The organism is Synechococcus sp. RS9916 (assembly GCF_000153825.1).
Taxonomy (GTDB): Bacteria; Cyanobacteriota; Cyanobacteriia; order PCC-6307; family Cyanobiaceae; genus Synechococcus_C.
On sequence record NZ_DS022299.1, the window covers coordinates 1763374 to 1787000 of the forward strand.

A 23627-nucleotide genomic window follows, 5' to 3' on the forward strand; every position below is an offset into this window, starting at 1 on the left:
CTCATCACCCCGCCATCTTTACCGACCATCCCAGCAGAGGAGCCAGCGCCAGACCAGCGCTGAGGCCAAGACCGTTCAAGGCCTGAAAGCGGAGGGCCAGAAACTTGCTTTGCTGGATGCGCTCTGGTTGATGGTGGTGGTGGCGCAGCAAACGAATCAAGGCGACTCCAGCCGGTAGGCCCAGAACGCCAGCCAGGGCGGAAGGGGGCCAATGGCCCTGCAGCACCGGGATCCACTCCAGAGCCAAGGTGCCGCCCACAAACCAGGGAATCAGCGCCGCGGCCCTGGCCGTCCCCAGACGCACCACCGGAGAGCGCTTGCCATGGGCCGCGTCCTCCTCCACCTGATGGAAGTGGGAGCAGAAGAGCACCAGCGCCGTGGCCAAGGCCGGGCCGGAGCCCAGGGTGAGCGCGGTGCCCCAGGGGAGCACCGCGGTCTCACCTGCAGCCGGAACGGGGGCCAGCACCAGCAGAGCGGCCGCCGTTGCAAAAGGGCCAAAGGCCAACCAGCAGAGCGGTTCTCCCAAGCCCAGATAGCTGAAACGGAAGGGAGGACCTTGATACACGTAACCAATGACGCAGCTGATGGCCACCAGCAGCAGCACCCAAGGCGTGCTGCGCAGGGCCAAGAGCAGCATCAACAACAGACCGAGCAGCAGAGCCAGCCAGGCCAACTGCCGCACCGGTCGCTTGCGACCCAGCAAAGCCACGACGGAATGAGGTTTGCCTACCGCATCCACCCCGGTGTCGGCATCAAACAGATCGTTGCTGAGGTTTTCCCAGAGGAGCAACAACACAGCTGCCATCAGGAAGCCAGCGCACTGCCCCCAGCGCACGGGCTGTGCCGCGGACAGCCGCCAACCCGCTGCCAACAGCACAGGCATCACCGCCACCGAATACATCGGCCACTTGATCGCAGCCTTCCAAAGACGCCGGCGATCCGGGGACGGGGAGTAACGGGATGCAACAGCCTGCGGATCTGGCATGGATTCGAGCCCTGCAGCCCGAACAAAGGCCCATACATTTGAGCAGCACGATGTCTTATCCCGTCGGATGCAGGCCGGTTCCGTCTCCAACCCGGATGCTGCACGCCTTGCTGACGTGCTGGCGGAAGCCCTGTGCACCTGGGAACAGCACCGGGGCGACGACGGGGTCTTCACCATGGCGCTGCCCCTGCAGGGCGTCGACCCCTTGCAGCAACTGCCCCTGCTGGAGGCTCCCCATCCCTTCCGTTTTCTCTGGGATGGCTCCCCAGGCCTCTCCCTAGCCGCCAGCGGTCGCTGCCATCACCTCGATCTGGCCGGACCGAAACGCTTCGAACTGGCCCAGCGCTTCAGCGACGCCACCTTGGCCCGGCTGATTGATGCCAGCCCCGACGCCCCGGCCCAAGCCCGCAGCCGCGTCCTTCTGGCGTTTGCCTTCTTCGCCCATGCCGGGGAGCAACAGCCCCAGCCCGTCGATGCCATTCCGTCGGTGCAGGCGGTGCTGCCGCGCTGGCAATTAAGCCGCCATGGCCGTCAGGGCTGGGTACGCGTCCATGGCCTGGCACAGCACAGCGGAGATGTGCGCGAGCTGGTGGAAGCCCTCTGGGCCATGCGCGAACGCCTGCTGGCCCCGACTCTGCCCAGCGACAACGCCACCACCATCCCCTGGCACGGGCCGGTCGGTGCCGTGAGCAGTGAACGGCCTTGGCAGCAGTGCTACACCCCTGCCCTCGAACAAGGCATCGCACTGGTCAACCAAGGCGAGCTCCACAAATTGGTGCTGGCTGTGCGCCAAAGCATCGCCCTACGCGAGCCCCTCAATCCCCTGCCGCTGCTCGACCGCTTGCGTCAACAGCAATCCGGCAGCTGCCGCTTTCTGTGGCAACGCAGCCACGACGATGCCTTTTTCGGTGCCTCACCCGAACGTTTGTTGAGCCTGCGCGGTGGCCAACTGCGTAGCGATGCCCTGGCTGGCACCGCTGGACAGAGCGATTGCGGCGAGGCCTTGCTGCAGTCCGATAAGGACCGACGTGAGCATGAACTGGTGGTGAAGGCGATCACAGACCATCTGCAGCACAAAGGCCTCAACCCCCGCCGTCCGCGACGGCCACAACTGGCCCGCCATGGAAGGCTTGTGCACTTGCACACGCCGATCACGGCCGCCGCCGATGGCCACCAGCCCCTCACCCTGGCTGGCGCATTGCACCCAACTCCCGCGGTGGCCGGCCTTCCAAGGCGGGAAGCCATGACCTGGCTGCGCAGCCTGGAACCGTTCGAACGGGGAGGTTATGCAGCTCCCGTGGGCTGGATCGACAGTGCTGGTGATGCCGAGCTACGCGTCGCCATCCGCTGCGGCCATGCGCGCGGCCATCGGCTCGACCTCACCGCCGGCGCGGGCCTCGTGCGCGGATCCCTGGCCGAGCGGGAACTGCAGGAGGTGGGACTGAAGCTGGCCGTGTTGGCAGACCAGCTTGATTTGCAATCAGGGCTTCGGGAGCGAGCGCAGACGCCATTCCATTGAGGACTGCTCGAGCACGTCGCCGAATGGCTCTGCCCTTCCGCCGATATGACGTTGCAAAAACGCTTCGGTTAGGGCTTGCATCGCCAGCGCGTTGCGGGGATTGGCCAATCCATGCCCCTCATCCGGGAACACCACGAAATCAATCGGAAGGTTGCGGGCCTCCATCGCTGCTGCGATGGTTTCACTCTCTTTGAGATTGACGCGTGGATCATTGGCGCCATGGCCCAAAAGCAGCGGACGCTGAATCTGATCCACATGGTTGAGGGGCGAGATCGCGTCCAGATCAACGCTTCCCACACCGATCATGCGCTCCGTAATTTTGCGACCAGATTCCCAATACGGAGGGAACGATGCCAACAACGTGCGCAGATTGGATGGCCCCACTTCGGCCACCGCCGCCGCGAACAGTTCGGGATCACGGGTGAGACCGGAGAGGGCGGCATAGCCCCCATAGGAGGCACCCATGATCACCAGCCGATCCGGGTCGGCGATGCCCTCATCCACAGCCCAACGCACCGCATCGACCAGGTCATCCTGCATGCGTCCGTACCACTCCCCTTCACCAGCGAGGAGATGGGCTTTGCCAAAGCCGGTGGACCCCCGGTAATTGACGCTCATCACGTGGTAGCCGCGGTTGGCCAGCAGTTGATGGGTGCCGTTGAGGCCCCAATAGTCACGCGCCTGAGGACCACCATGGACCACCAACACCAAGGGCTGGGGTCCCTGGTCGGCCAAGGGCGTTTTGGTGAGGTAGGCCGGCAAGCGTCGCCCATCGCGCGCCTTGAGGTCGAGACTCTCCATCGGCGCCAGGGTGTAGGCATCGAGACGCGGCCGAACGGTGAACAACTTGCGGTGGCGTTGCTGATCACGATTCCAAAGCCAGTACTGGGGGCCTTGCTGATCAGAGCCAATCGCGACAAGCCAGACGCGATCGTTGAGGTCGCGGTCGACGATGGCGAAGTCATTGCGGCCTGCCAGCCGTTTGAGCGCCGCCAGGTCTGGCTTTAACGCCGGATCAAGCACCACCTTTCGGGTCCGCAGATCCGTTTCCTGCAGCAGCGTCGGCACCCCGGTGTCGATATCAACCAACGCGGTCCCGAGACCGCCGCTCTTCGAGCGATACACCACTTCTGCGGGGCAATCCGTGCCACAGGTGCGCAGTTGGTCGCGACTCCAACGCACCAGACGCGGCAAGTCTTCCCCCGTACTCAAGTGTCCATAAAGCCAGCGCCCATCCCGGGTAAAACCGCCTGGGCCCGATCCGCCAATGGTGTCTTCAAAACTGAAGCTGAGGAACGGGCGCCACTCCGATGCGCCGGGCAAACGCAATTCATAGGCACTGCCCCCATCGGGAAGCACCCGCCCGCGCAGCACCGGTTGCCAGCGACCATTCAGCCACTCCACCGAGCTGATAAACCGACCGTCATCGGTGGAGCGATACAGCAGCTCTCGCTCTCCACTGTCGATCTTGATTACATAGAGATCATGAAAACGGGGGTCTCGGTCGTTGAGCCCCACCACCACTTCATTGGGGACATCACGGTGGATGCCCACCACCCGCGCTTGAACACCCCGAGCGGGGGTGAGGTCCTGGCTCTCCCCGGTTTCGGGGTCGATGCGCACCAGCACGGTGTTTTCATCCCCTTCGCTATCCCTGGAGGTCACCAGGTAGCGGCCATCAAAGGTCCAGTTCGCACCACGCTGGGGCCGATCTTGACGACGGGTCAGTAACTGGGGTGGCTCTTTCCCATCCAGCGTCCGCACCCAGAGGTTCATGACGCCTTGGTAAGGCGCCCGGTAAACGATGCGCGTGCCATCGGGACTGAGATCAACACCCGAAATCTCAGGGTTACCGAACAACACCTCCCGGGGGATCAATGGCGGAGATTCCGCCGCTTGCAGCCCCACAGGGAGGAGCGCCTGACCGATCATCAAGCCAGAGAGAAGCAATCCCCCAAACAAGAGCGAGCGCTTGCGCATGAAGCTGTTTGCATCCGCTCTCGATTGTGACCAGAGTTCTCCAGGTCTGACTCAGGGGCGCAACATCTCAGCAGCACTAGGCCGCAAGCCGTGCAATCACCATGTCAGCCAATGGGACGTTCATGAGCCGTTCCACTTCACGGATGCCTGTCGGGCTGGTGACGTTGATCTCGCTCAACATCCCCCCGATCACGTCAATCCCCACGAAGAACAACCCTTCCGCCCGCAACGCCGGGGCAAGGGCTGCACAGATCTGACGCTCCCGATCACTGAGCTCGGTGGCTTCCGGATGACCACCCACCGCCAAATTGCTGCGGAATTCACCTTGCTTGGGCTTGCGGTTGACCGCACCAAGGGGCTCTCCATCCACCAACAGGATCCGCTTGTCGCCTTCAGTCACGGAAGGAAGAAAGCGCTGGGCCATCACCGGCAGCCGCCCTTGCTCGGTGACCAGCTCCAGCAGTGCGCCAAGGCCTGGGGCCTCGGCTGAAACACGCACCACCCCCAGACCGGCACGACCACCAAGGGGTTTGAGCACCACTTCCCCCTGATCCTTGGCGAAAGTCTCCAGCTCGGAAATACGCCCGGCCACCAGCGTGGGGGCCATCCAACGGCTGAAGCGCAGGGCACCCAGTTTTTCGTTCCAACTCCGCAACGAGGACGGACGGTTCAGCACCAACGCCCCAGCCCTCTCCGCCACCTCCAAAAGGTGGGTGGCATACAGGTAAGCCTCATCGACGGGTGGATCCTTGCGCATCCAGATGGCGTCAAAGCTCTGGAGTTGCTGCCGCTGAGAGGCACCAATCGTCAGCCAGGGTTCAGCCTCCACGGGCACCGCCACCACCAGGGGCTCGTCCCCCAAGGCGATGAGATCAGCAGGAGTCGAGGCCCACACCTCATGACCAGCGCGCTGGGCCGCCTGCATCAAGGCGGCCGTGGAATCTTTTGCCGGGTTGATCCGCTCCAGCGGATCCATCACAAACAACTGGCGCATCACAGCCCTGCTCAGCCCTGGGCCAGGAGCGCATCCAAATCGCCTGCACGCTCCCGCGCATGCAGATCATCACAGCCGCCGATGTGCACATCGTTGATGAACACCTGAGGCACACTGCGACGACCATCACCCCGCGCTGCCATCGCATCACGGGCGGGCTCATCCCCATCGACGCTGTGCTCGGTGTACGCCACCCCTTTGCCATCCAGCAGGGCTTTGGCACGCACACAGAACGGGCAGGTGCGCCAGGTGTAGATCTCGACCTTGGCCATGAAACTGCTGACGCGGGTAAGAGGGAATCCTATGCAGGCCAACCTCGCTGATAGCGTCGTTCCAACAGACCAACTTCCGTTGCTCGACCTCACCGACTTCAAGCGCGATCTCTCCGAGCTCACTGACCGCCTGGGCAATGCCCAGGACTGTCTTTGACGTTCCTGCACTGAAAGCCAGGCAACAGGACCTCGAACAACTCGCTGCCCAACCTGACTTCTGGGACGACCAGCAGAACGCGCAGAAGCAGATGCGCCGCCTCGATGAGGTGAAGGCTCAGCTGGAGCAGCTGAATCAGTGGAAGCGTGCAGTCGACGACGCCGACGCAACGGTTGAGCTCTATGCGCTCGAGCCTGACGACGACATGCTCGGAGAAGCCCAGACCGGGTTGACCCAGCTGCGCACGGAACTCGATCGCTGGGAACTGGAACGACTACTCAGCGGTGAATACGACAAAGAGGGTGCCGTGCTCTCCATCAACGCCGGTGCCGGCGGCACCGATGCCCAGGACTGGGCGTTGATGTTGATGCGTATGTACACGCGCTGGGCGGAAGACCACGGCATGAAAGTGACCGTGGACGAACTCTCGGAAGGAGAAGAAGCCGGGATCAAGAGCTGCACGATCGAGATCGAAGGGCGCTACGCCTACGGCTACCTACGCAATGAGAAGGGCACCCATCGCCTGGTGCGCATCTCACCCTTCAACGCCAACGACAAGCGCCAGACCAGCTTTGCCGGTGTGGAGGTGATGCCCAAGATCGAGGAGGACGTCCAGCTCGACATTCCTGAAAAGGATCTGGAGATCACCACCAGCCGCTCGGGCGGCGCGGGTGGCCAGAACGTGAACAAGGTGGAAACGGCTGTGCGCATCCTGCACATACCCACCGGGCTGTTTGTACGTTGCACCCAGGAACGCTCCCAGCTCCAGAACAAGGAGAAGGCGATGGCGTTGCTGATGGCCAAATTGCTGGTGATCGCCCAGGAGCAACGAGCGGCAGAGATTGCCGACATCCGCGGCGACATTGTGGAAGCCGCCTGGGGAAACCAGATCCGCAACTATGTCTTCCACCCCTATCAAATGGTGAAAGACCTGCGCACGCAGCACGAAACCAACGACGTGCAGGGCGTGATGGATGGGGATCTCGACCCCTTCATTCAGAGCCTGCTGCATCAAGGTGTCGACAGCCCTGGGAGTGAGGACGAGGGCTAAGCCATGGGCGACTCTTCAGGGCAAACCAACGCTGCAGCGGAGAACCAAGGCGACCAGGCCAAAGTGAGCACGGATTCGGTAGCCACCACCACCCCTCCGCCGAGCTTCGTGAAGCAGGCGATGCGCAACATGGTGCGCAAAGGCAGCAAGAGCCTCTTCCACTTCGGGCTCACCGCCGTGGGATTCCTTGGCTTCATCGTGCTGGTGGCCTGGCTGGGGCGGCCAACCCTGCCGCAATGATCGAGCTCGACCTGGCCTTCGATCCCGCACCGGACGCGGTGGTGGATGCCACCGACGGTGACCTCCTGCGGGCACGACTTCGCAATCCGGAGGATTGGATCACCGATCTCAGCGACTGGCTCCAAACCATGCGCCAGCTCGCTCCTCCGGCCTGCCCCGACAGCGTTGGCAAGGCCAGCATGTTCAGCCTGGGGCTTCAGCTCACCGATGACGCCACCATCGCCGAACTCAACGGCAACTGGCGGCAGAAACCCGAACCCACCGACGTGCTCTCCTTTGCCGCACTGGAAAAGGCACCACCGTTCAGCGGAGACCCCTGTCTGGAACTGGGGGACATCATTGTCTCGGTGCCCACCGCCCGGCGTCAGGCGACTGAACACGGCCATGCGCTGCTCTGGGAACTGCGCTGGCTCGTGAGCCATGGGTTCCTGCATCTGCTGGGCTGGGACCATCCTGATGAGGCCCAGCTCGCCGCCATGTTGCGGCGGCAGGAACAGCTTCTGAACAACGGCGGTATGGTTTTGGGCGAAGGGAAGCGTGGCGTTGATGGAAGTCAAAGATCCACCGCCGCGTCCTGAACGCTCCGCCAACGTGCCTGAGGATCTCAGCCAAACCAGTCCTGGCCAAGCGCGACGAGCCGCCCGCCATGCGGCCCATCGTGGCGCGTGGACGATTGCTGGGGACCTACCCTCCAGCTTCCGCTATGCCGCACAAGGTCTCGGCTACGGCTTCATCAGCCAGCGCAACTTCCGCATCCATGTCGTCACTGGAGGCGTGGTGTTCGGCCTAGGACTCTGGCTGCAACTGCCTGCCCTGCAGCTGGCGGTGTTGGTGCTCACGGTGGCGGCCGTGCTGGTGCTGGAACTTCTGAACACAGCCATTGAAGCGGTGGTGGACCTGGCCATCGGCCGACGCTTCCATCCCCTCGCCAGAATCGCCAAGGACTGTGCCGCTGCGGCCGTGCTGGTGGCGGCGATCAGTTCGATGTTGATTGCCCTGCTGCTGTTGCTACCGCCGCTGTTGGAGCACCTTCAGAGATAATCAGCGCCATGCTTCTGGTCATCGACAACTACGACAGCTTCACCTTCAACCTGGTGCAGTACCTGGGGGAGCTAGCCAGTCGTCACCCGGTGGCGGCGGACCTGAGGGTGGAGCGCAACGATGCGCTGGATCTCGAACAGATCCGTCACCTCAAACCCGATGCCATCCTGCTGTCCCCTGGGCCTGGTGACCCGGATCAGTCCGGTGTGTGCCTGGATGTGCTGCGAGACCTCTCTCCCACCGTTCCCACCCTCGGGGTGTGCCTGGGTCATCAAGCGCTGGCCCAGGTCTATGGCGGCAAGGTGGTACGAGCCCCAGAACTGATGCACGGCAAAACTTCACCGGTACTGCACAAAGGTGAAGGGGTGTTCGCAGGCCTGCCCCAACCCCTCACCGCCACCCGCTACCACAGCCTTGTGGCTGATCGCGACAGCCTCCCGGCCTGCCTTGAAGTCACCGCCTGGCTGGAAGACGGCATGGTGATGGGACTTCGCCACCGGGACTACCCCCACCTCCAGGGGGTGCAGTTCCACCCCGAGAGTGTGCTCACCGAAGCTGGTCACCAGCTGCTGGCCAATTTCCTGCGCCAGGCGGAAGCCTGCTGAAGCCCTCCGGCATCACTGCTAGTTTCCAGAGCCAGACGGATGCTGTCCATGCCCGCTCGTCAGCCGCTCATGGCCGTTGGAACCACAGCGGCACTGCTGGGAGTCGGCCTCGGATTGGGGCCCATGCAGCCTGCCCAGGCCGGAGGCGTGTCCATCACCAGTTACGGCCATAGCGCTCTGCTGATCAAAGGGGGCGGGCAGTCCGTGCTGGTCAATCCCTTCAAGGCCGTGGGTTGCGCCAAGGGGCTGACGGAACCCCGGGTGTCGGCCACGGTGATTTTGGCCAGCTCGGAATTGCTGGATGAAGGGGCACGCATCGCCAACGGCACCTTCCTTGTCAAACCTGGCTCCTATCGGGTTGGGGGGCTGAAATTGGAAGGCTTCGCCGCACCCCATGACCGCATCGGCGGCCGCCGTTATGGCCAGTCCACCCTGTGGCGCTGGCAGCAAGGGGGCCTGAGCTTTGCCCACCTCGGTGGCACGGCTGCTTCCCTCAGCGGAGAGGACAAGGTGCTGCTTGGACGGCCCGATGTGCTGATCATCGGTGTTGGTGGTGGTGGCAAGGTCTACGACGGCAACGAAGCCGCGGCCGTGATCAAAGCCCTGAACCCCCGCCGCGTGATCCCGGTGCAGTACGTCACGGGAGACGCACCCGCGGGCTGTGACCAGACCGGGATCCAGCCGTTCCTTGATGCTCTCAGTGGCGTCACTGTGCAACGGGTGGGCAACACTCTCACCCTGCCCTCCAGCCTGGGGGACTCCACCGTGGTGGACGTGATGCGCTGAGCGCAGGCCGGGGATCAGACCGCCATCAAACCCAGGCGTTGGAGTTCACCCTCCAGATCAGCGCGGGTGTAGCCGGCGATCAGCGCCAACAGCAGCAGGACACGGGCCTTCTGAGGGCTGAGAGTACCCGCCGGCAACAGCCCTAAACGGGCATGGTCGGCGCAGCGATGCACCGGCCCGGAACCACAGCGATTGGCGCGGAGCATCAATGGCAAAGGGCCATTCCACTGGTCGATGGCGGTGCGTTCCACCGCCGACAGCTGGCCTGCACCGGTGCCGGTGAAGACCAATCCCTGCACACCGGCCTGGAGCAGCGCAGGGATCAGCGCCGCTGGAGGCTCCACGCAGCCATGCAGGATCGCCACCTGGGGCCACATTGATGAGAGCGGGAGGGCAGCGAAGGGCACCATCGGCGCCCCTGCCGCAGCCGGCCAGTGCACGCCGGCATCATCCACCCACCCCAACGGGCCCGCCCCAGTGCTGCGGAAGGCGCCCACCCCCTGGGTGGCGACCTTGGTCACGGCACGGGCCCCATGGATCTCGCCATCGAGTACCGCAAGCACGCCGCGCCCGCGTGCTTGCGGATCGATCGCCACCTCAACCGCCTGGTAGAGGTTCAACGGCCCATCGGCGCTGAGGGCGGTGGCCGGTCGCATCGCCCCCACCAGCACCACCGGCCTGGGGTCATCGATCAAGAGCTGAAGCAACCAGGCGGTTTCCTCCAGGGTGTTGGTGCCATGGGTAATCACCACCCCGGCGAGGTCAGGTTGCGTCTGAAACGCCTCACGAATCCGTGCCACCAACAGGCGCCAATGGGCGAACTGCAGGTCGGCACTATCGACGCTGGCGATGGCCTCCACCCGGATCGTCGCCAGCTGCTGCAATTCGGGCACCGCCGCCAACAGGGCATCACCGCTGAGGGCGCCAGCGGCATAGGTATTGACCTGGGTGCTGGTCGCCCCGGAGCCGGCAATCGTGCCTCCCGTGCTGAGCAACAGCAGCGCAGGCCGCTGCACCGCAGGCTCCCCCATCAGCGGAGGCCGAAGCGGCGGCCCAAGGTGTCGAGCACAGCTGCATCCACGCCATAGCCCCGCAACGCCTCGATCACCGCCCGGGGCTTCTCCGCAGGCGGGCACTGGTCCAGCTGATCGAGCACGGTGAGGCCAATCGGGCCGATCAGTTCGGTGAGTTGGTCGCGCAGCTGAGCCTCATCGAGCACATCAACAGCAGCCTCAGCCACTGGGGATGGAGCGGGTGTAGACGACGACGGGATGGGGGACGAAGGCTGAACCGCAGCCTCTGGGGCCTCTGGATCAGGGGGCTCCATCGACGACTCCGCAGCCATCGACGTTGCTGCAGCCGTGAGCAAATCTTCAATCACAGCATCGGGCACCGAAGCGTTTTGCAACTGGATTCGGAAGCGCGCAGGGTCATGGGGCAGCAATGCCGCCAACTCGGCGGTCCAAATGAAATCAGCGATCGGACCGATGCGATCCCGCAACAGGGCCAACAAAACCGGGTTCCAATCGCCAGCCCCGGAAGCAGGTGCCGATCCGGATGGTTCCGGGGTCGCAGGATCGACCACTGCCTGGGGCTCAGATGGGGCAGGCGCCACTGGCTCCGGCGTCGGCACTTCCGCCTTGCGGCAAGCCTCGTCGACGTCAGCGACCGCCAAGCCAGCTGCCACCAGCCGATCCCGCAGGGGCCCGAGCTGTTGAGGGTCGATGGTGGAGGGAACGGATTCCAGCAACAGCTCCACCATCGGGCCATAAATCACCACCAGATGGTCGTGGAGGCCGGCTTTACGCACCGCCGGTCGGGACAGATCCACCGCTGGGGAAGGAGCAGAGGCACCCGTCGTGGCGCTGACTGCACTGGTCCGTCCAGCGCTGGCAGGAGCTGCGCTGGCACTGACTGGATTGGAATTCTCTGGAGTGGTGCTGCCTGGCGCAGACACCGGCACCTGCACCGGCTGGTCCAGCAGCTGCAGAGCATCGGAGGCCTGCTTCAAACGTCGGGCCGGCTGATCTTCCAACAGGGGCGCCAGCCAGCGCTGCACCTCCGGGTCAAGGGCGTCCAGAGTCCAACAGGCCAGGGTCTCGTCATAGAGCTGGGAAGGCTCACCACCGGTGTAAAGCAACAACGCCGTCACACCGAGGGCGTAGAGATCGGCCGCTGGTGTGATCCGTCCAAAACGGGCCCGCTCCGGGGCCGTGAAATAGGGCCTCCCCCGCTCCGACAGGCTGGGCTCGCGAGCCTCGGATGGCTCATGGGTGGTTTCCGTGCGGGCGCGCAACAGGGAGAAGTCGACCAGGAACGGAGCAGCGTTGCTGTCGGGAAGGATCAGGTTGGCGGGATGAATATCGCCATGCACCAGACCAGCGGCATGCACTTCCTCCAGCACCTGCAACACCTGACGGAGCAAAGCGGCAAGCCGCTGTTTGCGCCGCAACAGATCGAGAGAACCCTGCAGGGATGGACCTGCGATGTACTCCTGGATAAAGCAGAACATCCCCCCCTGGGCATAGGCATCCAGCACCCGGGGAATGCGGGGATGGCGCAGCCGATCGAGGCAAGCGGCCTCCACCCGTAAGGCCTCCTCCAGAGCGGGATCTGCAGGAATCAGCTTGAGAACCGCCTGACGGTCGCGCTGGCGCTCCTGCAACAGGAGGGTGTTGCGCTCCACGGAACGACTCAGGGGCCGCACCACGGAATACGGGGTGTCCTGCAGCAGGGCATCCACATTCATGCCGTCATCAACGGGGGCCCGCCCGAAGCGCAGTAGTTCCTCAGGGCCGAGGCAATAGAGCTCCATTCGCTCCGGCAGACCCTTCAACTCCACATCCCCCATGCTGCGTGCGATCTGGCGAAACCTGGGATCAATCAATTCATAGGTCGAACGCGTAAAGGCCACGCCGTTCGCCGGACTCACGGTCTGCAACCGAGAGGCGAGATGCACCCCCTGGCCAATGATGTCGTCGCCGTCGGCATAGATCTCGCCGGTGTGCAGCCCAAAGCGGTGCGCCAATGATTGACGCCCGCGGGCACTCAGGGCCTGCACCGCTGTCTGAATGAACTGCAGTGCTTGCGTCGGCCCATCGAACGTGACCAGCAGACCATCGCCAAGGGATTTCACCAACAGCCCCCCATGGCTTTGCACCGCATCACGAATCAGGGAAAGGTCCTCCTTGATCCGCTGGATAGCAATCAATTCATCAGCAAAGATCTTGAGCGACGAATCGACCACATCACTGAAGACGATGGCGCGCAGCTGGCGGGCCTGTTCCGGCATCAGCGGCTCTCCTCCTTGGCAGGCGAGGCAACTTTTTTCGCCCCATACACCGTGTAAGGAGCTCCGGCCCGCGGCAGAGACCACCCTTCAACGGCCGCCACGATCCCCCGCAACTCCTTGAGGGAGTAGGGCTCAGGGATCACGCCGCTGGCATAGCCCAGAGACGGGGGCAGCTGGGAGACGTTCTGATCCAGTTGACTCAAGAAGGGTTGGTGATCCGACTGCAACAGCGGCTGGCTGAGGGCCAGGGCACCCAGAGGAATCAAGTGGGAATCCTCATAGAGCATCCGCAAACCGGGGCTGCCATGGGGAAGCGCCCCATCCCAAGCGATCACATCCACACGACCGTCGTTGAGCATCTCGCGCAGATCGGCGTAGCTCAGGGCGTACTGCACTTCAGAGAAGCGCAGGCCATGGAGATTGAAGAGGGGTAAGTAAAAGCCCGTGAGGGAGCCTCGCGGCAGCAACCCCAACCGTTTGCCGCGCAGGTCGGCCCTGGTGCGAAGGCCACTGGCTTCACGCACCAACAATTGCGACTTGGAATTGCTGCGCCGCCCCAACTGACGCACCAGCCCATAGCCACCCCCCTGCTCGAGGGCATAGGCCGTCAATCCCGGTGGCAGAAAGGCCAGATCCCAGTCACCCGTGCTCAGCCGGCGCCGCGCCTGCTCCGGACTGGCCACTGGCTCCAGCTGCACCTCACAGCGACTGGCCACGGTCAACAACTCCTTGAGCCGAAACTGGTCGCTGTCAGGCAAAACCGCTGCACCACCCTGCGTGCGACCTTCCAGGGCCCCCACCAGACCAACACGCAAGCGATTGCCCGGCCCGCATAAAGCGACGGAAGGAGACTGCGGTCCACCACAAGCGGCGGTGAACAACAAAGCCAGCAGCGGCAGCCAGCGCTTCATCAACCCTGGCCTTTGCGGTCCTTGAGCATCTGCATGGAAATCGCCAGGCTCTGCTTCATGCGCTCGAAACTACGGGCCAACAACCCGATTTCATCGCGACGCTCCCGTTCCTCGAAGTTGACGGTGGCGGGAGTGACGCTGGCTTCCTCGGCCTTGCGGCTGATCTCGCGCATCGGGCGCAGGATCAACTGACTGAGCACCACGTTGGTGATCACACCCACCACAGCGAACGCCAGCACCATCAACAGCGCGGTCGCAATCAAGGAGCGATCTTTGGCCGCAAACACCGCCTTCTGGGGGACGGTGACGATCTGGGTGCCGACGATCTCATTCAGCTTCCAACCGAAGCCACTGCTATCGCCGTAAGCCAGCAGCTGACTTGCGGGTGCCCGATCCGGGGTGGAATGGCAAACCAGGCAACTCTCCTTGCTGACCTTGATCGGCTGGGCAACGAAGTGAACTGTGCCCAGAGGCGTGTTCTTGCTACCGGACTGACGCTTCAGCGACGGATCGCGACGGAAATTCTCGATGATGCCGGTTTCAAACGAATCGGCCTTGTCTCTCAGATTGGTGGGGTTGAGGGCCGCTTCGCGATAGGAGTATTCGCGGTAATCGGGATTGTCTTTGAGATAGCCCGCAACGGTCTGGGCGGAATAACTGGGCACCGCTTCCGGACGGAACAACCCCACTCCCTGATTCAGCGGGGCAACGATCGGATTCACCTTCTTGCTGGTGTAGGCGCGAACCGACAACATCGCGTCCATAAAGAACGCCGCTCGCTGATCAATGAGCTCCCGAGCCTGCCAGCCAAACAGCAGATTCAGCAGCAGCACCGCCACAAGAATCGACAGCGTGAGAATCGCTGTAAGCGTGATAGCGAGCTGCTGACGCAAGGGACGCTGGCCCGGCTCCGGGAACAACCGCTTGATCGGTGACATCAACGCAACCGGGAGCTCTTATCCACAAACTAGTGGGCAAGTTGGATTTTCACCGCTCAAGAGGGCACAGAATCAATCTGCTGATAGGTCTGCCAAAAGCGCTGCATCTGCTCCGTGGTGCCGAGGCTGACCCGCAAGGCACCGTCGATCTGCGGCTTGCCAGCCATCGAACGCACAAGGATCCCTGCAGCACGCAGCTCGGCGTCCACACACGCCACACCGCGACGGGGCCAGAGCAAGAGGTAGTTGCCGCCATCGACGTGGAAACGCACACCAGAGCGCGTCAACTCCGACACGATCCAGTTACGCGCACGCAACACCTCGGCAACGTAGGCGTCTGTGTAGGCCTGGTCCGCCAGGGCCGCAAAGGCCGCGGTGACCGCCAAGCTGTTGACGTCATAAGGGCCCGTCACCCGGCTGACGCGATCCACCACCTCGGCATGGCCGATGGCAAAACCAATGCGCAGCCCCGCCAGTCCTGCCGTCTTCGCGAGAGACCGCAGCACCAACACATTCGGCATTGCTGCGAAGTCGACACAAGGAAGCACGCTGTCTCCCGTAAACGCCTCATAGAGCTCATCCACCACCACCAAGGTGTCGGGAGCTCCTGCCGCCAGCTCCAGCACCCGGTCCGGCGCCAGACGCGTGCCGGTGGGGTTATTGGGATTGCAGAGCATCAGCACCCGAGGGCGCCGTGCCAGGGCCTCTTGGATCGCCGCGAACGGGAAGACGTAACCCGGCATCTCATGGGGCACGGCGTCGATCACCATGCCCTGCATCCCTGCGCAAGGGGCGTAATAGCCAAAGGTGGGACTGGTGGTGAGCAGGGTGTCGCCGGCACCGCCATAGGCCTGCAGCACCGCGTGAATGGCCCCATCCACGCCGTTAAAAATGCCCACATTGGCGGCGCCAAGCCCCGTCGCCAGGCCCATCGGCGCCGCGGCCAGATTGGCCACCACCGCCTCGCGCAGGCCGTCGTATTCGGGATACACCGCCAGCTGATCGGCTGGAATCGACCGCAACGCCTCCACCACCTTCGGGCTGGGACCGACCGTGTTCTCGTTGAAATCGAGGCGCAATAGGCCCCGCCTCCCCTCCAGAGGAGCGCTGTAGGCCTTCAGACGCTCCACATCGGCGCGGGCTGGCGGAACGCCGGATGAGGGCGCTGCACTGAACGCGGTCGCAGCAGGGTCAGTCATCGCCATCGGCTTGGGATCGCATCTCCAGGGGGCGGGCACGGGGGCGGGCATCAACCCGTTCGGCCTCAGCAAGGCTGGTGCCGATGCACGTCATCCCCAGCTTGCCGTGCGCAGAGAGCCATCAGGGCAAAGCCCTGATCAGCCACCGCATCGATCCAGAGCACAAGGACATCCAAGTCTGGTGATCGCTCCACTCCACGTCAGCACCAGAAGCGTGCCGAGAATGGGTGCACGACCGCGCCGAGCCCCTAGCCATGACAGGCGAGCAGACCCCATCGACCACTGGGGCGATCCAAAGCTTCAGCGCCCTGGCCGAGCGGGCGGACTATTCCCTTCTGGACACGCTGCGGGCGGACCCAGACGCCAGCGTCGACGGCAACGATCACCGGGCGCGCCAGGTGTATTCCGGTCACTACGTACCGGTGACGCCCACCCCTTTGGCGGAGGCGGAGTATGTGGCCCATAGCCCAGACCTCTTCAGCGAACTGGGGCTGAGCGATGCCCTGGTGCACGACGAGGCCTTCCGGCGCTGGTTCTCGGGCGACAGCAGTATGGCGACCGGCCCCCTCCGGCCCTTCGGCTGGGCGACGGGCTACGCCCTGTCGATCTACGGGACCGAATACACCCAGCAATGCCCCTTCGGCACCGGCAACGGCTATGGGGATGGCCGAGCTCTCTCGGTGTTTGAAGGAGTGTTCAAAGACAAGCGCTGGGAGATGCAGCTCAAGGGCGGCGGCCCCACCCCCTACTGCCGCGGTGCCGATGGCCGTGCCGTGCTGCGCTCCAGCGTGCGCGAGTTTCTGGCCCAGGAGTTCATGCATGCCCTTGGCGTGCCCACCTCACGCTCCCTGACGCTCTACGTGTCCCGCAGCGAAACCGTGCGGCGACCTTGGTATTTGGAGCACTCACGCTCCCTGGATCCCGACGTGATGGTCGACAACGCAGCGGCGATCACAACCCGCGTCGCACCATCGTTTCTGCGGGTGGGTCAGCTGGAGCTGTTCGCCCGCCGGGCCCGCAGCAACGCGCATCCCGATGCGATGGAAGAGCTGCGCATGATCGTGACCCACTTGATCAGTCGCAATTACCGCGAGGTGATTGATCGCTCTCTGGACTTCAGCGATCAGGTGGTGCAACTGGCGCAGTTGTTCCGAGGCAGGCTCACCAGCCTGGTGGCCGATTGGATGCGGGTGGGCTATTGCCAGGGCAACTTCAACAGCGACAACTGTGCCGCCGGCGGATACACCCTCGACTACGGGCCGTTCGGATTCTGCGAATTGTTCGACCCCCGCTTCCAACCCTGGACTGGCGGAGGGGAGCATTTCTGCTTCTTCAACCAGCCTGCGGCCGCTGAAGCCAATTTCCAGATGTTCTGCAGTGCGCTGCGGCCATTGCTCCAGGACCAGCCGGACGCCATGGCACAGCTGGATCAGATCAGTGCAGGGTTCGCCGAAGCCATGGAAACCACGCTGGATGCGATGTGGGCGAGGAAACTCGGGCTCCCAGGCTCCAACCCCCCACTGGTGCGCGAACTGCTGGCGCTGATGGCCCAATCACGAGCGGATTACACCCTCTTCTTCCGTGGCTTATCGGCCTGTCCCTCAACGCTGGAGCCCTTAGCGGGCAGCTTCTATTTCCCCTGCAGCCCTGAACTGGAAACGCAGTGGCACAGCTGGCTGGAGCGATGGCAGGAGCAGACCATGGGCAACGGCGACAACGCCGAGCGATCCACCGCCATGAAACGCGTCAATCCCGCGATCACCTGGCGTGAATGGCTGATCGCTCCGGCTTATCAGCAGGCAGAGCACGGTGACACCAACCTGATCCAGGAGCTCCAAGCCGCATTCCGCAACCCCTATGACGACCCCAGCGAGGCGATGCAAGCGCACTACTGCCGCTTGAAACCAAGGGAGTACTTCAACGCTGGGGGCATCTCCCACTACAGCTGCTCGTCGTAAAGGCGAAGCGCTGTCGTAATCACATCCGCTCGAGGGTGGCGATTCCCAACAGACCCAGGCCCGCTTTGAGGGTGTCGGCCGTGAGTCGGCAGAGGGCAAGCCGTGAGGGCAGAGCCTCGGGGTCAGCCTTCAGCACCGGCACTTGGTCGTAGAAGCGGTTGAACACCTGACTGAGCTCGAACAGATAGCTGCACAGGCGGTTGGGCAGCAGTTCCTCCTCCACCTCAGCGATCACGGCGTCGAACTTGAGCAGCTCCCGCACCAGTGCCCACTCCTGGGGTTCGCTGAACTGCAGCTGCGCACCCAACACCTCCAGATCGCCTCCCTTGCGGGCGATCCCAGCAATCCGCACCACGGCGTAAAGCAGATAGGGGGCGGTGTTTCCCTGCAGGGCCAGCATCCGATCGAAGGAGAACTGGTAGTTGGTGATCCGGTTCTGGCTGAGGTCGGCGTATTTCACAGCCGCGAGTCCCACCGTGGTGGCCACATGGCCAATGAACTCCTTGGATTCGCTGCGCTCCTCCTCAGAAAGGCGCGAGCGCAGATCAGCTTCGGCGCGCTCGACGGCTTCATCGAGCAGATCCCGCAGACGCACGGTGTCACCGGCGCGGGTCTTCAGCTTCTTGCCGTCTTCCCCCTGCACCAGCCCAAAGGGCACGTGCTCGAGGCGACTCCCCTCAGGGATCCAGCCGGCCCGTTCGGCCACCTGGAACACCCCAGCGAAATGGTTCGCCTGGCCGGCATCGGTCACGTAGACCACGCGCTTGGCACCGTCCCCATCCGGCGCTGCCCCAAAGCGATAGCGGATCGCCGCCAGGTCGGTGGTGGCGTAGTTGAAGCCGCCATCGCTCTTCTGCACGATCACCGGCAAGGGCTTGCCGTCCTTGCCCTGCACACCCTCCAGGAACACGCACTGGGCACCGTCATCGGTGACCAACAGCTCGGCGTCCTTCAAGCCATCAATCACGGCTGGCAAGAAGGGGTTGTAGAAGGATTCGCCCCGCTCGCTGAGACGGATATCCAGGCGGTCGTAGATCTTCTGGAACTCGCGCCGCGACTGATCGCAGAGCAGCCCCCAGGCCTTGAGCGACACCGGATCACCACCCTGCAGCTTCACCACTTCATCGCGGGAGGTGGACTGGAAGGCTTCGTCGTCATCAAAGCGCTTCTTGGCCTCGCGGTAGAAGGCCACCAGGTCGCCGAGATCCACAGCATCGGCCGTCTGCAGGGCTTCCGGCGCCACCTGCTTGAGGTGGGTGATCAGCATGCCGAACTGGGTGCCCCAGTCGCCCACATGATTGAGGCGCAGCACGGGATGGCCGCGGAACTCAAGCACCCGCGCCAGCGAGTCGCCAATGATCGTGGAGCGCAGATGCCCCACATGCATCTCCTTGGCAATGTTGGGGCTCGAAAAATCGACCACCACCGGGGCCGCGTTCTCCACTGCGGGCACCCCCAGGCGTGGGTCGCCGAGGCGTGAGGCCACCTCAGCCGCCAGCTGCTCCGGCCGGATCGTGAGGTTGATGAACCCAGGGCCAGCGATCTGGGGTTCGAGGCAGAGGTCTGTGAAGGCGGGATCGGCCTGCAGCTGCTCCACGATCGCCGTGGCGATCTGCCGAGGTGCCTGCTTCAGCGGTTTGGCCAGGGGCAGCGCTCCATTGGCCTGAAAGTCTCCGAACTCCGGCTTGCTCGCCGGGGCCAACTGAGGATCAAGGCCCGCCCCTTCCGTGGCCTCCCAGGCTTCGGGGAAAGCCCGCTGCAGAGCACCGCGCAGCTGAGTTTCGAGGGCCTGGGCGATGCGCAGCATGGACAGCAGCGGTGACAAGGTCAGCACCCGATCATCCCCCGGCAGGGGTCAGGCCCGGATCAAACCTCCGACCAGCAGCGGCAAACCAGCTCACCAATCAGGCTGAGACTGACTGTTCAGGGACAGGAGGTGCGGCGCAGGGGTCCCTGACTCACCCCTCCATCCGCAAGGCAAACACCACTCCGCGCACCGTCTGAATCACCCTCTGGGAGCCCGTGGCCTCCAGCTTCTTGCGCAGATAGCGCACATACACATCGACAACGTTCTCGTCTCCGAAATAGTCGTCACCCCAGACGTGCTGAATCAACTGAGCCCGAGACAGCGCCTGACGGGGATGACGCATGAAGCACTCCAGCAGGTCAAACTCCCGCACCGTGAGCACCAGCGGGGTCCCGTTGATGGCGCAGGTGCGTTCGGCGCCATTCAGCACCAAATCCCCCACCTGCAGCACATCGGAACTGAATCCCTGCGAACGGCGCAGCAGCGCTTTGGCACGCGCCAGCACCTCACGCACGTTGAACGGCTTGGCAATGAAATCGTCGGCTCCGGCCTCCAGCGCGGCGACGCGATCATCCATTTCATCCCGGGCCGTGATCATGATCACCGGCAAAAACACCCCGGTGTCGCGAAGGCGGCGGCAGATGTCCAAGCCGGTCATCCCAGGCATGTTCCAGTCGAGCAGCGCCAGATCCGGGGGGGTGTCACGCACGGTCTTCATCGCCGTGACGCCATCCGATGCCGTCAGCACTGTGAAGCCCTCGGCCTCAAGCTCCATCTCCAGGAGCATCACGATGTTGGCCTCATCATCGGCCAACAGCACCGTGGGAGTGGAACCGGCCATTACCAAGAGAAGTCTGAAAAAACGCTAGTGGCAACGTCCGATCGCCACAACTGATTCGACCATCAGGCCACGGCAAGGCCACTGAAACGCATGCTGAGATCCAACCAGGAGCTGCGGGTCACAGGAGCACTGGTGGAGATCAGATCAATCCCTGTGGCGGCATAGGCCCCCAGCTGGGCCGGCTGAATCCCTGAGGCCTCGAGAACCACCGGAGCGGCGCTCGGGCGATGCCGGGCCTGCTCCCGCAGTTGGGGCACCAGCCCCATCAGTTCAACTGGCGTGAATTCATCCAGCAACACACCATCGGCCCCTGCCGCCACAGCAGACAGCGCCTCTTCCGCTGTTTCCGCTTCCACGATCACCCGAGTCGGCCAAGGGGCCTGGGCACGCACCGCGGCCATGGCCTGCACCACCCCACCAGCCCAGGCGAGATGGTTCTCTTTCAACATCGCCGCATCGTCGAGACCCATGCGGTGATTGAGGCCACCGCCGCAACGCACGGCGTATTTCTCCAGCTCCCGCAAACCCGGGGTGGTCTTGCGGGTGTCGGCGAGCACCACGCCGGTGCCCTCCAGTTCCGCCACCAAAGCCGCCGTAGCGCTGGCAATCCCCGACAACCGCATCGCCAGGTTGAGGGCCGTGCGTTCCAGAGCCACGAGCACGGAAGCGGGCCCCTCCAGCTCCACCAACCGATCACCGGCTCGCACCCTTGCCCCATCCACCACCAGGCGATGAAGCCTGCAGCCGCCATCCGGAGGTTGCAGTTCCCGCAGCAGGGGCTCGATCAGCACACCGCCACAAAACACCCCGTCAGCTTTGGCCACCCAATGGGCCTGTCCGCGCCTTGCCTGCAAGGCCGGAGCCGTGAGATCACCCCGACCCAAGTCTTCCTGCAACCATTCGCCCAGCTGCCGGCGCAACCGGGGCGTGATCGTCAAGGTCGCGGGAGCCATGGCACTCCGTCGAATGGGACAGGGGCAATGGACCCATGTTGACCGCTGAGGGCCGCCTCACTTGCCAATGCAGAAACGGGAGAAGATCCGATCCAGCACCGATTCGGTGAGTTCTTCCCCGGTGATCTCCCCCAGGCTCTGAATCGCTTGACGCAGATCAATCGTCCAGAAATCCCAGGGGAGCCCCTGCGCCGCCACCTCTTCACTGCGCTGAAGAGCCGCCGCTGCCGCCGCCGCCAGATCCACCTGGCGCTGATTGAGGGCAAGCAGCAAGGGCTGCTCACTCAAGGCACCGCAACGGCGCAACATCGCCTGCACCAACTCGGCTTCACCATCTCCCGTCTGGGCACTGAGCTGCACATCCACCGCCAGCGGCCGGCCTTCAGCCTGCACCGGAGCAGCCAGATCAGCTTTGTTGCCCACCAGCAGATGCTCGACCCCCTCAGGGATCCGAGCCAACAACGCTTGATCCTCAGCGGTCCACCCCTCGCTGAGGTCAAACAACAACAACACCAGATCAGCACTGGCGAGAGCATCGTGACTGCGGGCGATCCCAAGTTGCTCAACGGCATCGGTGGTGACCCGGATCCCGGCCGTATCGAGCAGGGTGATCGGCACACCCTCCAGCACGATCTCACTCTCGAGCAAATCCCGCGTTGTGCCCGGCAGATCGGTGACGATCGCGCGCTCACGGCGGCTGAGGCGATTGAGCAACGAGCTCTTGCCCACGTTGGGGCGCCCCACCAGGGCCACCCGCAGACCGGTGCGTAAGGCATCCCCACGTTCCCCATCCGCCACCAGTTCAAGAAGTGCGTCCCGCACCGCCAACAGCTCCCGCAGCAGAGCCGGGCCATCCAATGGAGGCAGATCCTCTTCAAAATCCACCCGCGCCTCCAGCTCGCTCAACTGGTCGAGCAGCCGCTCCCGCAAGGCGCCAATACGCCGCTGAATCCCGCCATCCAGGCCGGCCATGGCCAACTGCGCTGCCCGCTGACTGCGAGCCGCCACCAGATCTGTGATGGCTTCGGCTCGGGTGAGATCCAAACGCCCGTTAAGCACCGCCCGTTGGCTGAACTCACCGGGGAGGGCGCGACGCACTCCAGGCTGCTCCAGAACACGGGCCAGCACCCGTTGCACGGCAATCACCCCGCCGTGACAGTGGATCTCCACGACGTCTTCAGCGGTGAAGCTGCGCGGTGCCTGCATCACCAGCACCAACACTTCATCCAACCGCTCCACCCCATCGGCCGCCAGCACATGGCCGTAGAGCACCCGATGGCTGGCCCACTCCTGCTGGCCAGGGAAATGGGCAATGGTTTGCACCACCTGCTGGGCCTGGGGGCCCGACAGGCGAATCACAGCAATGCCGCCCTGCCCCGGTGCCACCGCCGTCGCAACGGCAACGATCGTGTCAAGCGGGAGGGAATGACCGGTCTCTGGCGTGGACATCACGATCTCAGGAGCATCGAGGAACACACCACAGCGCCCCCATCCAGACCTCCCTTCTACGATCCCCGGCAACCTTCACCCGCCACTGGCGGCAGCGCTGCTCCCATGACCCGGTGGTTGCGACGACTCTGGCGCCGCGGCAGACAAGCCCTCCAATGGGTGTGGCAGCAGGAGGGCAGCCCAGGACAACGGGCACGGGGCTTAGCGGCAGGCATCTTCTGCGGCTGCTTCCCCTTCTTTGGCCTTCAGACCCTGCTAGGCATTGCCCTGGCCAGCATGGTGCGCGGCAATCATCTGCTTGCAGCCGCCGGAACCTGGATCAGCAATCCCTTCACCTACGTGCCTCTCTACTGGTTCAACTATCACGTGGGCGATGTGCTGCTGCGGGGGGGAGCGGAGCCAACCGCACGCACCATCAACCAAGCCTCGATCTGGGACCAGGGGTGGACTTTCACCAGCCGCCTCCTCCTGGGCTCGAGCCTTGTGGGGCTGGTGCTGTCGCTCAGCCTTGGCCTGCTGGCCTGGAGGCTGTTCCGCTGGCAGTCCAGACACCAACATCGCGTGCCAACGGAACGGCACCTCTAGAGGCAGATCCAGGCACCGTTCCTAGGGTGAAGCCCATGGGAAGCCCAGCCCCCTTGCCAATCAC

The 23627-nt window shown here is 63.8% G+C and carries 22 protein-coding genes and 1 pseudogene; 9 read left to right on the top strand and 14 right to left on the bottom strand.

From position 1 onward, the window contains the following. Positions 1-4 precede the first annotated feature (4 nt). On the bottom strand, positions 5-985 hold the full coding sequence (gene menA, locus RS9916_RS09510; RefSeq protein WP_007099159.1) for a 2-carboxy-1,4-naphthoquinone phytyltransferase: 981 nt from the start codon (positions 983-985) through the stop codon (positions 5-7). 67 nt (positions 986-1052) lie between these two features. Here menA and RS9916_RS09515 point away from each other — a divergent pair, with 67 nt between their 5' ends. Further along, positions 1053-2504, top strand: coding sequence for an isochorismate synthase MenF (locus RS9916_RS09515; RefSeq protein ID WP_007099160.1), 1452 nt, complete (start codon positions 1053-1055; stop codon positions 2502-2504). Here RS9916_RS09515 and RS9916_RS09520 read toward each other — a convergent pair. The 3 genes from RS9916_RS09520 to grxC form a co-directional block, all read right to left on the bottom strand. After that, the gene (locus tag RS9916_RS09520) at positions 2466-4484 is read right to left on the bottom strand and encodes a S9 family peptidase (RefSeq protein WP_007099164.1); all 2019 of its coding nucleotides are present in this window, start codon (positions 4482-4484) and stop codon (positions 2466-2468) included. The genes RS9916_RS09515 and RS9916_RS09520 overlap by 39 nt on opposite strands. A gap of 76 nt (positions 4485-4560) precedes the next feature. Then, positions 4561-5478: a glutathione synthase gene (gene gshB / locus RS9916_RS09525; protein ID WP_007099165.1), complete on the bottom strand. Its 918-nt coding sequence runs from the start codon at positions 5476-5478 to the stop codon at positions 4561-4563. An 11-nt stretch (positions 5479-5489) separates the two neighbouring features. Continuing rightward, positions 5490-5750: a glutaredoxin 3 gene (gene grxC, locus RS9916_RS09530; protein WP_007099166.1), complete on the bottom strand. Its 261-nt coding sequence runs from the start codon at positions 5748-5750 to the stop codon at positions 5490-5492. A gap of 79 nt (positions 5751-5829) precedes the next feature. Here grxC and prfB point away from each other — a divergent pair. The 6 genes from prfB (at position 5830) to RS9916_RS09560 (ending at position 9630) form a co-directional block, all read left to right on the top strand. After that, positions 5830-6958 (top strand): peptide chain release factor 2 gene (gene prfB, locus RS9916_RS09535; protein ID WP_156777643.1). Its coding sequence is split into 2 segments (ribosomal slippage): positions 5830-5904 and positions 5906-6958, totalling 1128 coding nucleotides; the frame shifts between segments, so codons are not numbered across the junction. Between the two features lie 63 nt (positions 6959-7021). After that, positions 7022-7198, top strand: a complete 177-nt coding sequence (locus RS9916_RS09540) for a DUF3285 domain-containing protein (protein WP_071961610.1) — start codon at positions 7022-7024, stop codon at positions 7196-7198. Then, positions 7195-7776: an rRNA maturation RNase YbeY gene (gene ybeY, locus RS9916_RS09545; protein WP_007099170.1), complete on the top strand. Its 582-nt coding sequence runs from the start codon at positions 7195-7197 to the stop codon at positions 7774-7776. The genes RS9916_RS09540 and ybeY overlap by 4 nt, the downstream gene beginning before the upstream one ends. Further along, positions 7745-8239, top strand: a complete 495-nt coding sequence (locus RS9916_RS09550; RefSeq protein ID WP_007099171.1) for a diacylglycerol kinase family protein — start codon at positions 7745-7747, stop codon at positions 8237-8239. The genes ybeY and RS9916_RS09550 overlap by 32 nt, the downstream gene beginning before the upstream one ends. 8 nt (positions 8240-8247) lie before the next feature. Next, positions 8248-8844, top strand: coding sequence for an aminodeoxychorismate/anthranilate synthase component II (locus tag RS9916_RS09555; protein ID WP_007099172.1), 597 nt, complete (start codon positions 8248-8250; stop codon positions 8842-8844). 39 nt (positions 8845-8883) lie between these two features. After that, positions 8884-9630: an MBL fold metallo-hydrolase gene (locus RS9916_RS09560; protein WP_007099173.1), complete on the top strand. Its 747-nt coding sequence runs from the start codon at positions 8884-8886 to the stop codon at positions 9628-9630. A 14-nt stretch (positions 9631-9644) separates the two neighbouring features. Here the strand turns inward: RS9916_RS09560 and RS9916_RS09565 are convergent, their stop codons facing one another. The 6 genes and pseudogenes from RS9916_RS09565 to RS9916_RS15410 form a co-directional block, all read right to left on the bottom strand. Next, positions 9645-10661 carry an asparaginase gene (locus RS9916_RS09565; protein WP_007099174.1) on the bottom strand — a complete coding sequence of 339 codons (1017 nt, stop codon included), beginning with the start codon at positions 10659-10661 and terminating at the stop codon, positions 9645-9647. Then, a complete protein-coding gene (locus RS9916_RS09570) occupies positions 10661-12922 on the bottom strand; it encodes a protein kinase (protein WP_007099175.1) in 2262 nt (753 codons plus the stop codon). Before RS9916_RS09570 ends, RS9916_RS09565 begins: the two co-directional genes overlap by 1 nt. Further along, positions 12922-13833 (bottom strand): PhnD/SsuA/transferrin family substrate-binding protein, encoded by a 912-nt coding sequence (locus tag RS9916_RS09575; RefSeq protein ID WP_007099176.1) that lies wholly within the window; start codon positions 13831-13833, stop codon positions 12922-12924. The genes RS9916_RS09570 and RS9916_RS09575 overlap by 1 nt, the downstream gene beginning before the upstream one ends. Continuing rightward, positions 13833-14771, bottom strand: coding sequence for a DUF3365 domain-containing protein (locus tag RS9916_RS09580; RefSeq protein ID WP_007099177.1), 939 nt, complete (start codon positions 14769-14771; stop codon positions 13833-13835). Before RS9916_RS09580 ends, RS9916_RS09575 begins: the two co-directional genes overlap by 1 nt. 56 nt (positions 14772-14827) lie before the next feature. Beyond that, positions 14828-15976 (bottom strand): histidinol-phosphate transaminase, encoded by a 1149-nt coding sequence (locus RS9916_RS09585; protein ID WP_007099178.1) that lies wholly within the window; start codon positions 15974-15976, stop codon positions 14828-14830. Continuing rightward, a pseudogene (locus RS9916_RS15410) lies at positions 15963-16079 on the bottom strand (hypothetical protein); the annotation flags it as partial. The pseudogene RS9916_RS15410 and the gene RS9916_RS09585, both read right to left, overlap by 14 nt. 145 nt (positions 16080-16224) lie before the next feature. Here RS9916_RS15410 and RS9916_RS09590 point away from each other — a divergent pair. Continuing rightward, the gene (locus tag RS9916_RS09590; protein WP_050752321.1) at positions 16225-17928 is read left to right on the top strand and encodes a YdiU family protein; all 1704 of its coding nucleotides are present in this window, start codon (positions 16225-16227) and stop codon (positions 17926-17928) included. A 19-nt stretch (positions 17929-17947) separates the two neighbouring features. Here RS9916_RS09590 and argS read toward each other — a convergent pair whose 3' ends face one another. The 4 genes from argS to mnmE form a co-directional block, all read right to left on the bottom strand. Further along, the gene (argS, locus tag RS9916_RS09595) at positions 17948-19735 is read right to left on the bottom strand and encodes an arginine--tRNA ligase (RefSeq protein WP_007099181.1); all 1788 of its coding nucleotides are present in this window, start codon (positions 19733-19735) and stop codon (positions 17948-17950) included. A gap of 151 nt (positions 19736-19886) precedes the next feature. Further along, positions 19887-20576: a response regulator transcription factor gene (locus RS9916_RS09600; protein ID WP_007099183.1), complete on the bottom strand. Its 690-nt coding sequence runs from the start codon at positions 20574-20576 to the stop codon at positions 19887-19889. A 62-nt stretch (positions 20577-20638) separates the two neighbouring features. Then, positions 20639-21529, bottom strand: coding sequence for a carboxylating nicotinate-nucleotide diphosphorylase (nadC, locus tag RS9916_RS09605; RefSeq protein ID WP_007099184.1), 891 nt, complete (start codon positions 21527-21529; stop codon positions 20639-20641). Between the two features lie 57 nt (positions 21530-21586). Beyond that, positions 21587-22978: a tRNA uridine-5-carboxymethylaminomethyl(34) synthesis GTPase MnmE gene (mnmE, locus tag RS9916_RS09610; RefSeq protein WP_007099185.1), complete on the bottom strand. Its 1392-nt coding sequence runs from the start codon at positions 22976-22978 to the stop codon at positions 21587-21589. Positions 22979-23083: 105 nt separating this feature from the next. On the opposite strand from mnmE, the gene RS9916_RS09615 reads away from it, so the two are divergent. Beyond that, positions 23084-23563: a DUF2062 domain-containing protein gene (locus RS9916_RS09615; RefSeq protein WP_050752267.1), complete on the top strand. Its 480-nt coding sequence runs from the start codon at positions 23084-23086 to the stop codon at positions 23561-23563. The last annotated feature ends 64 nt before the right edge of the window (positions 23564-23627 follow it).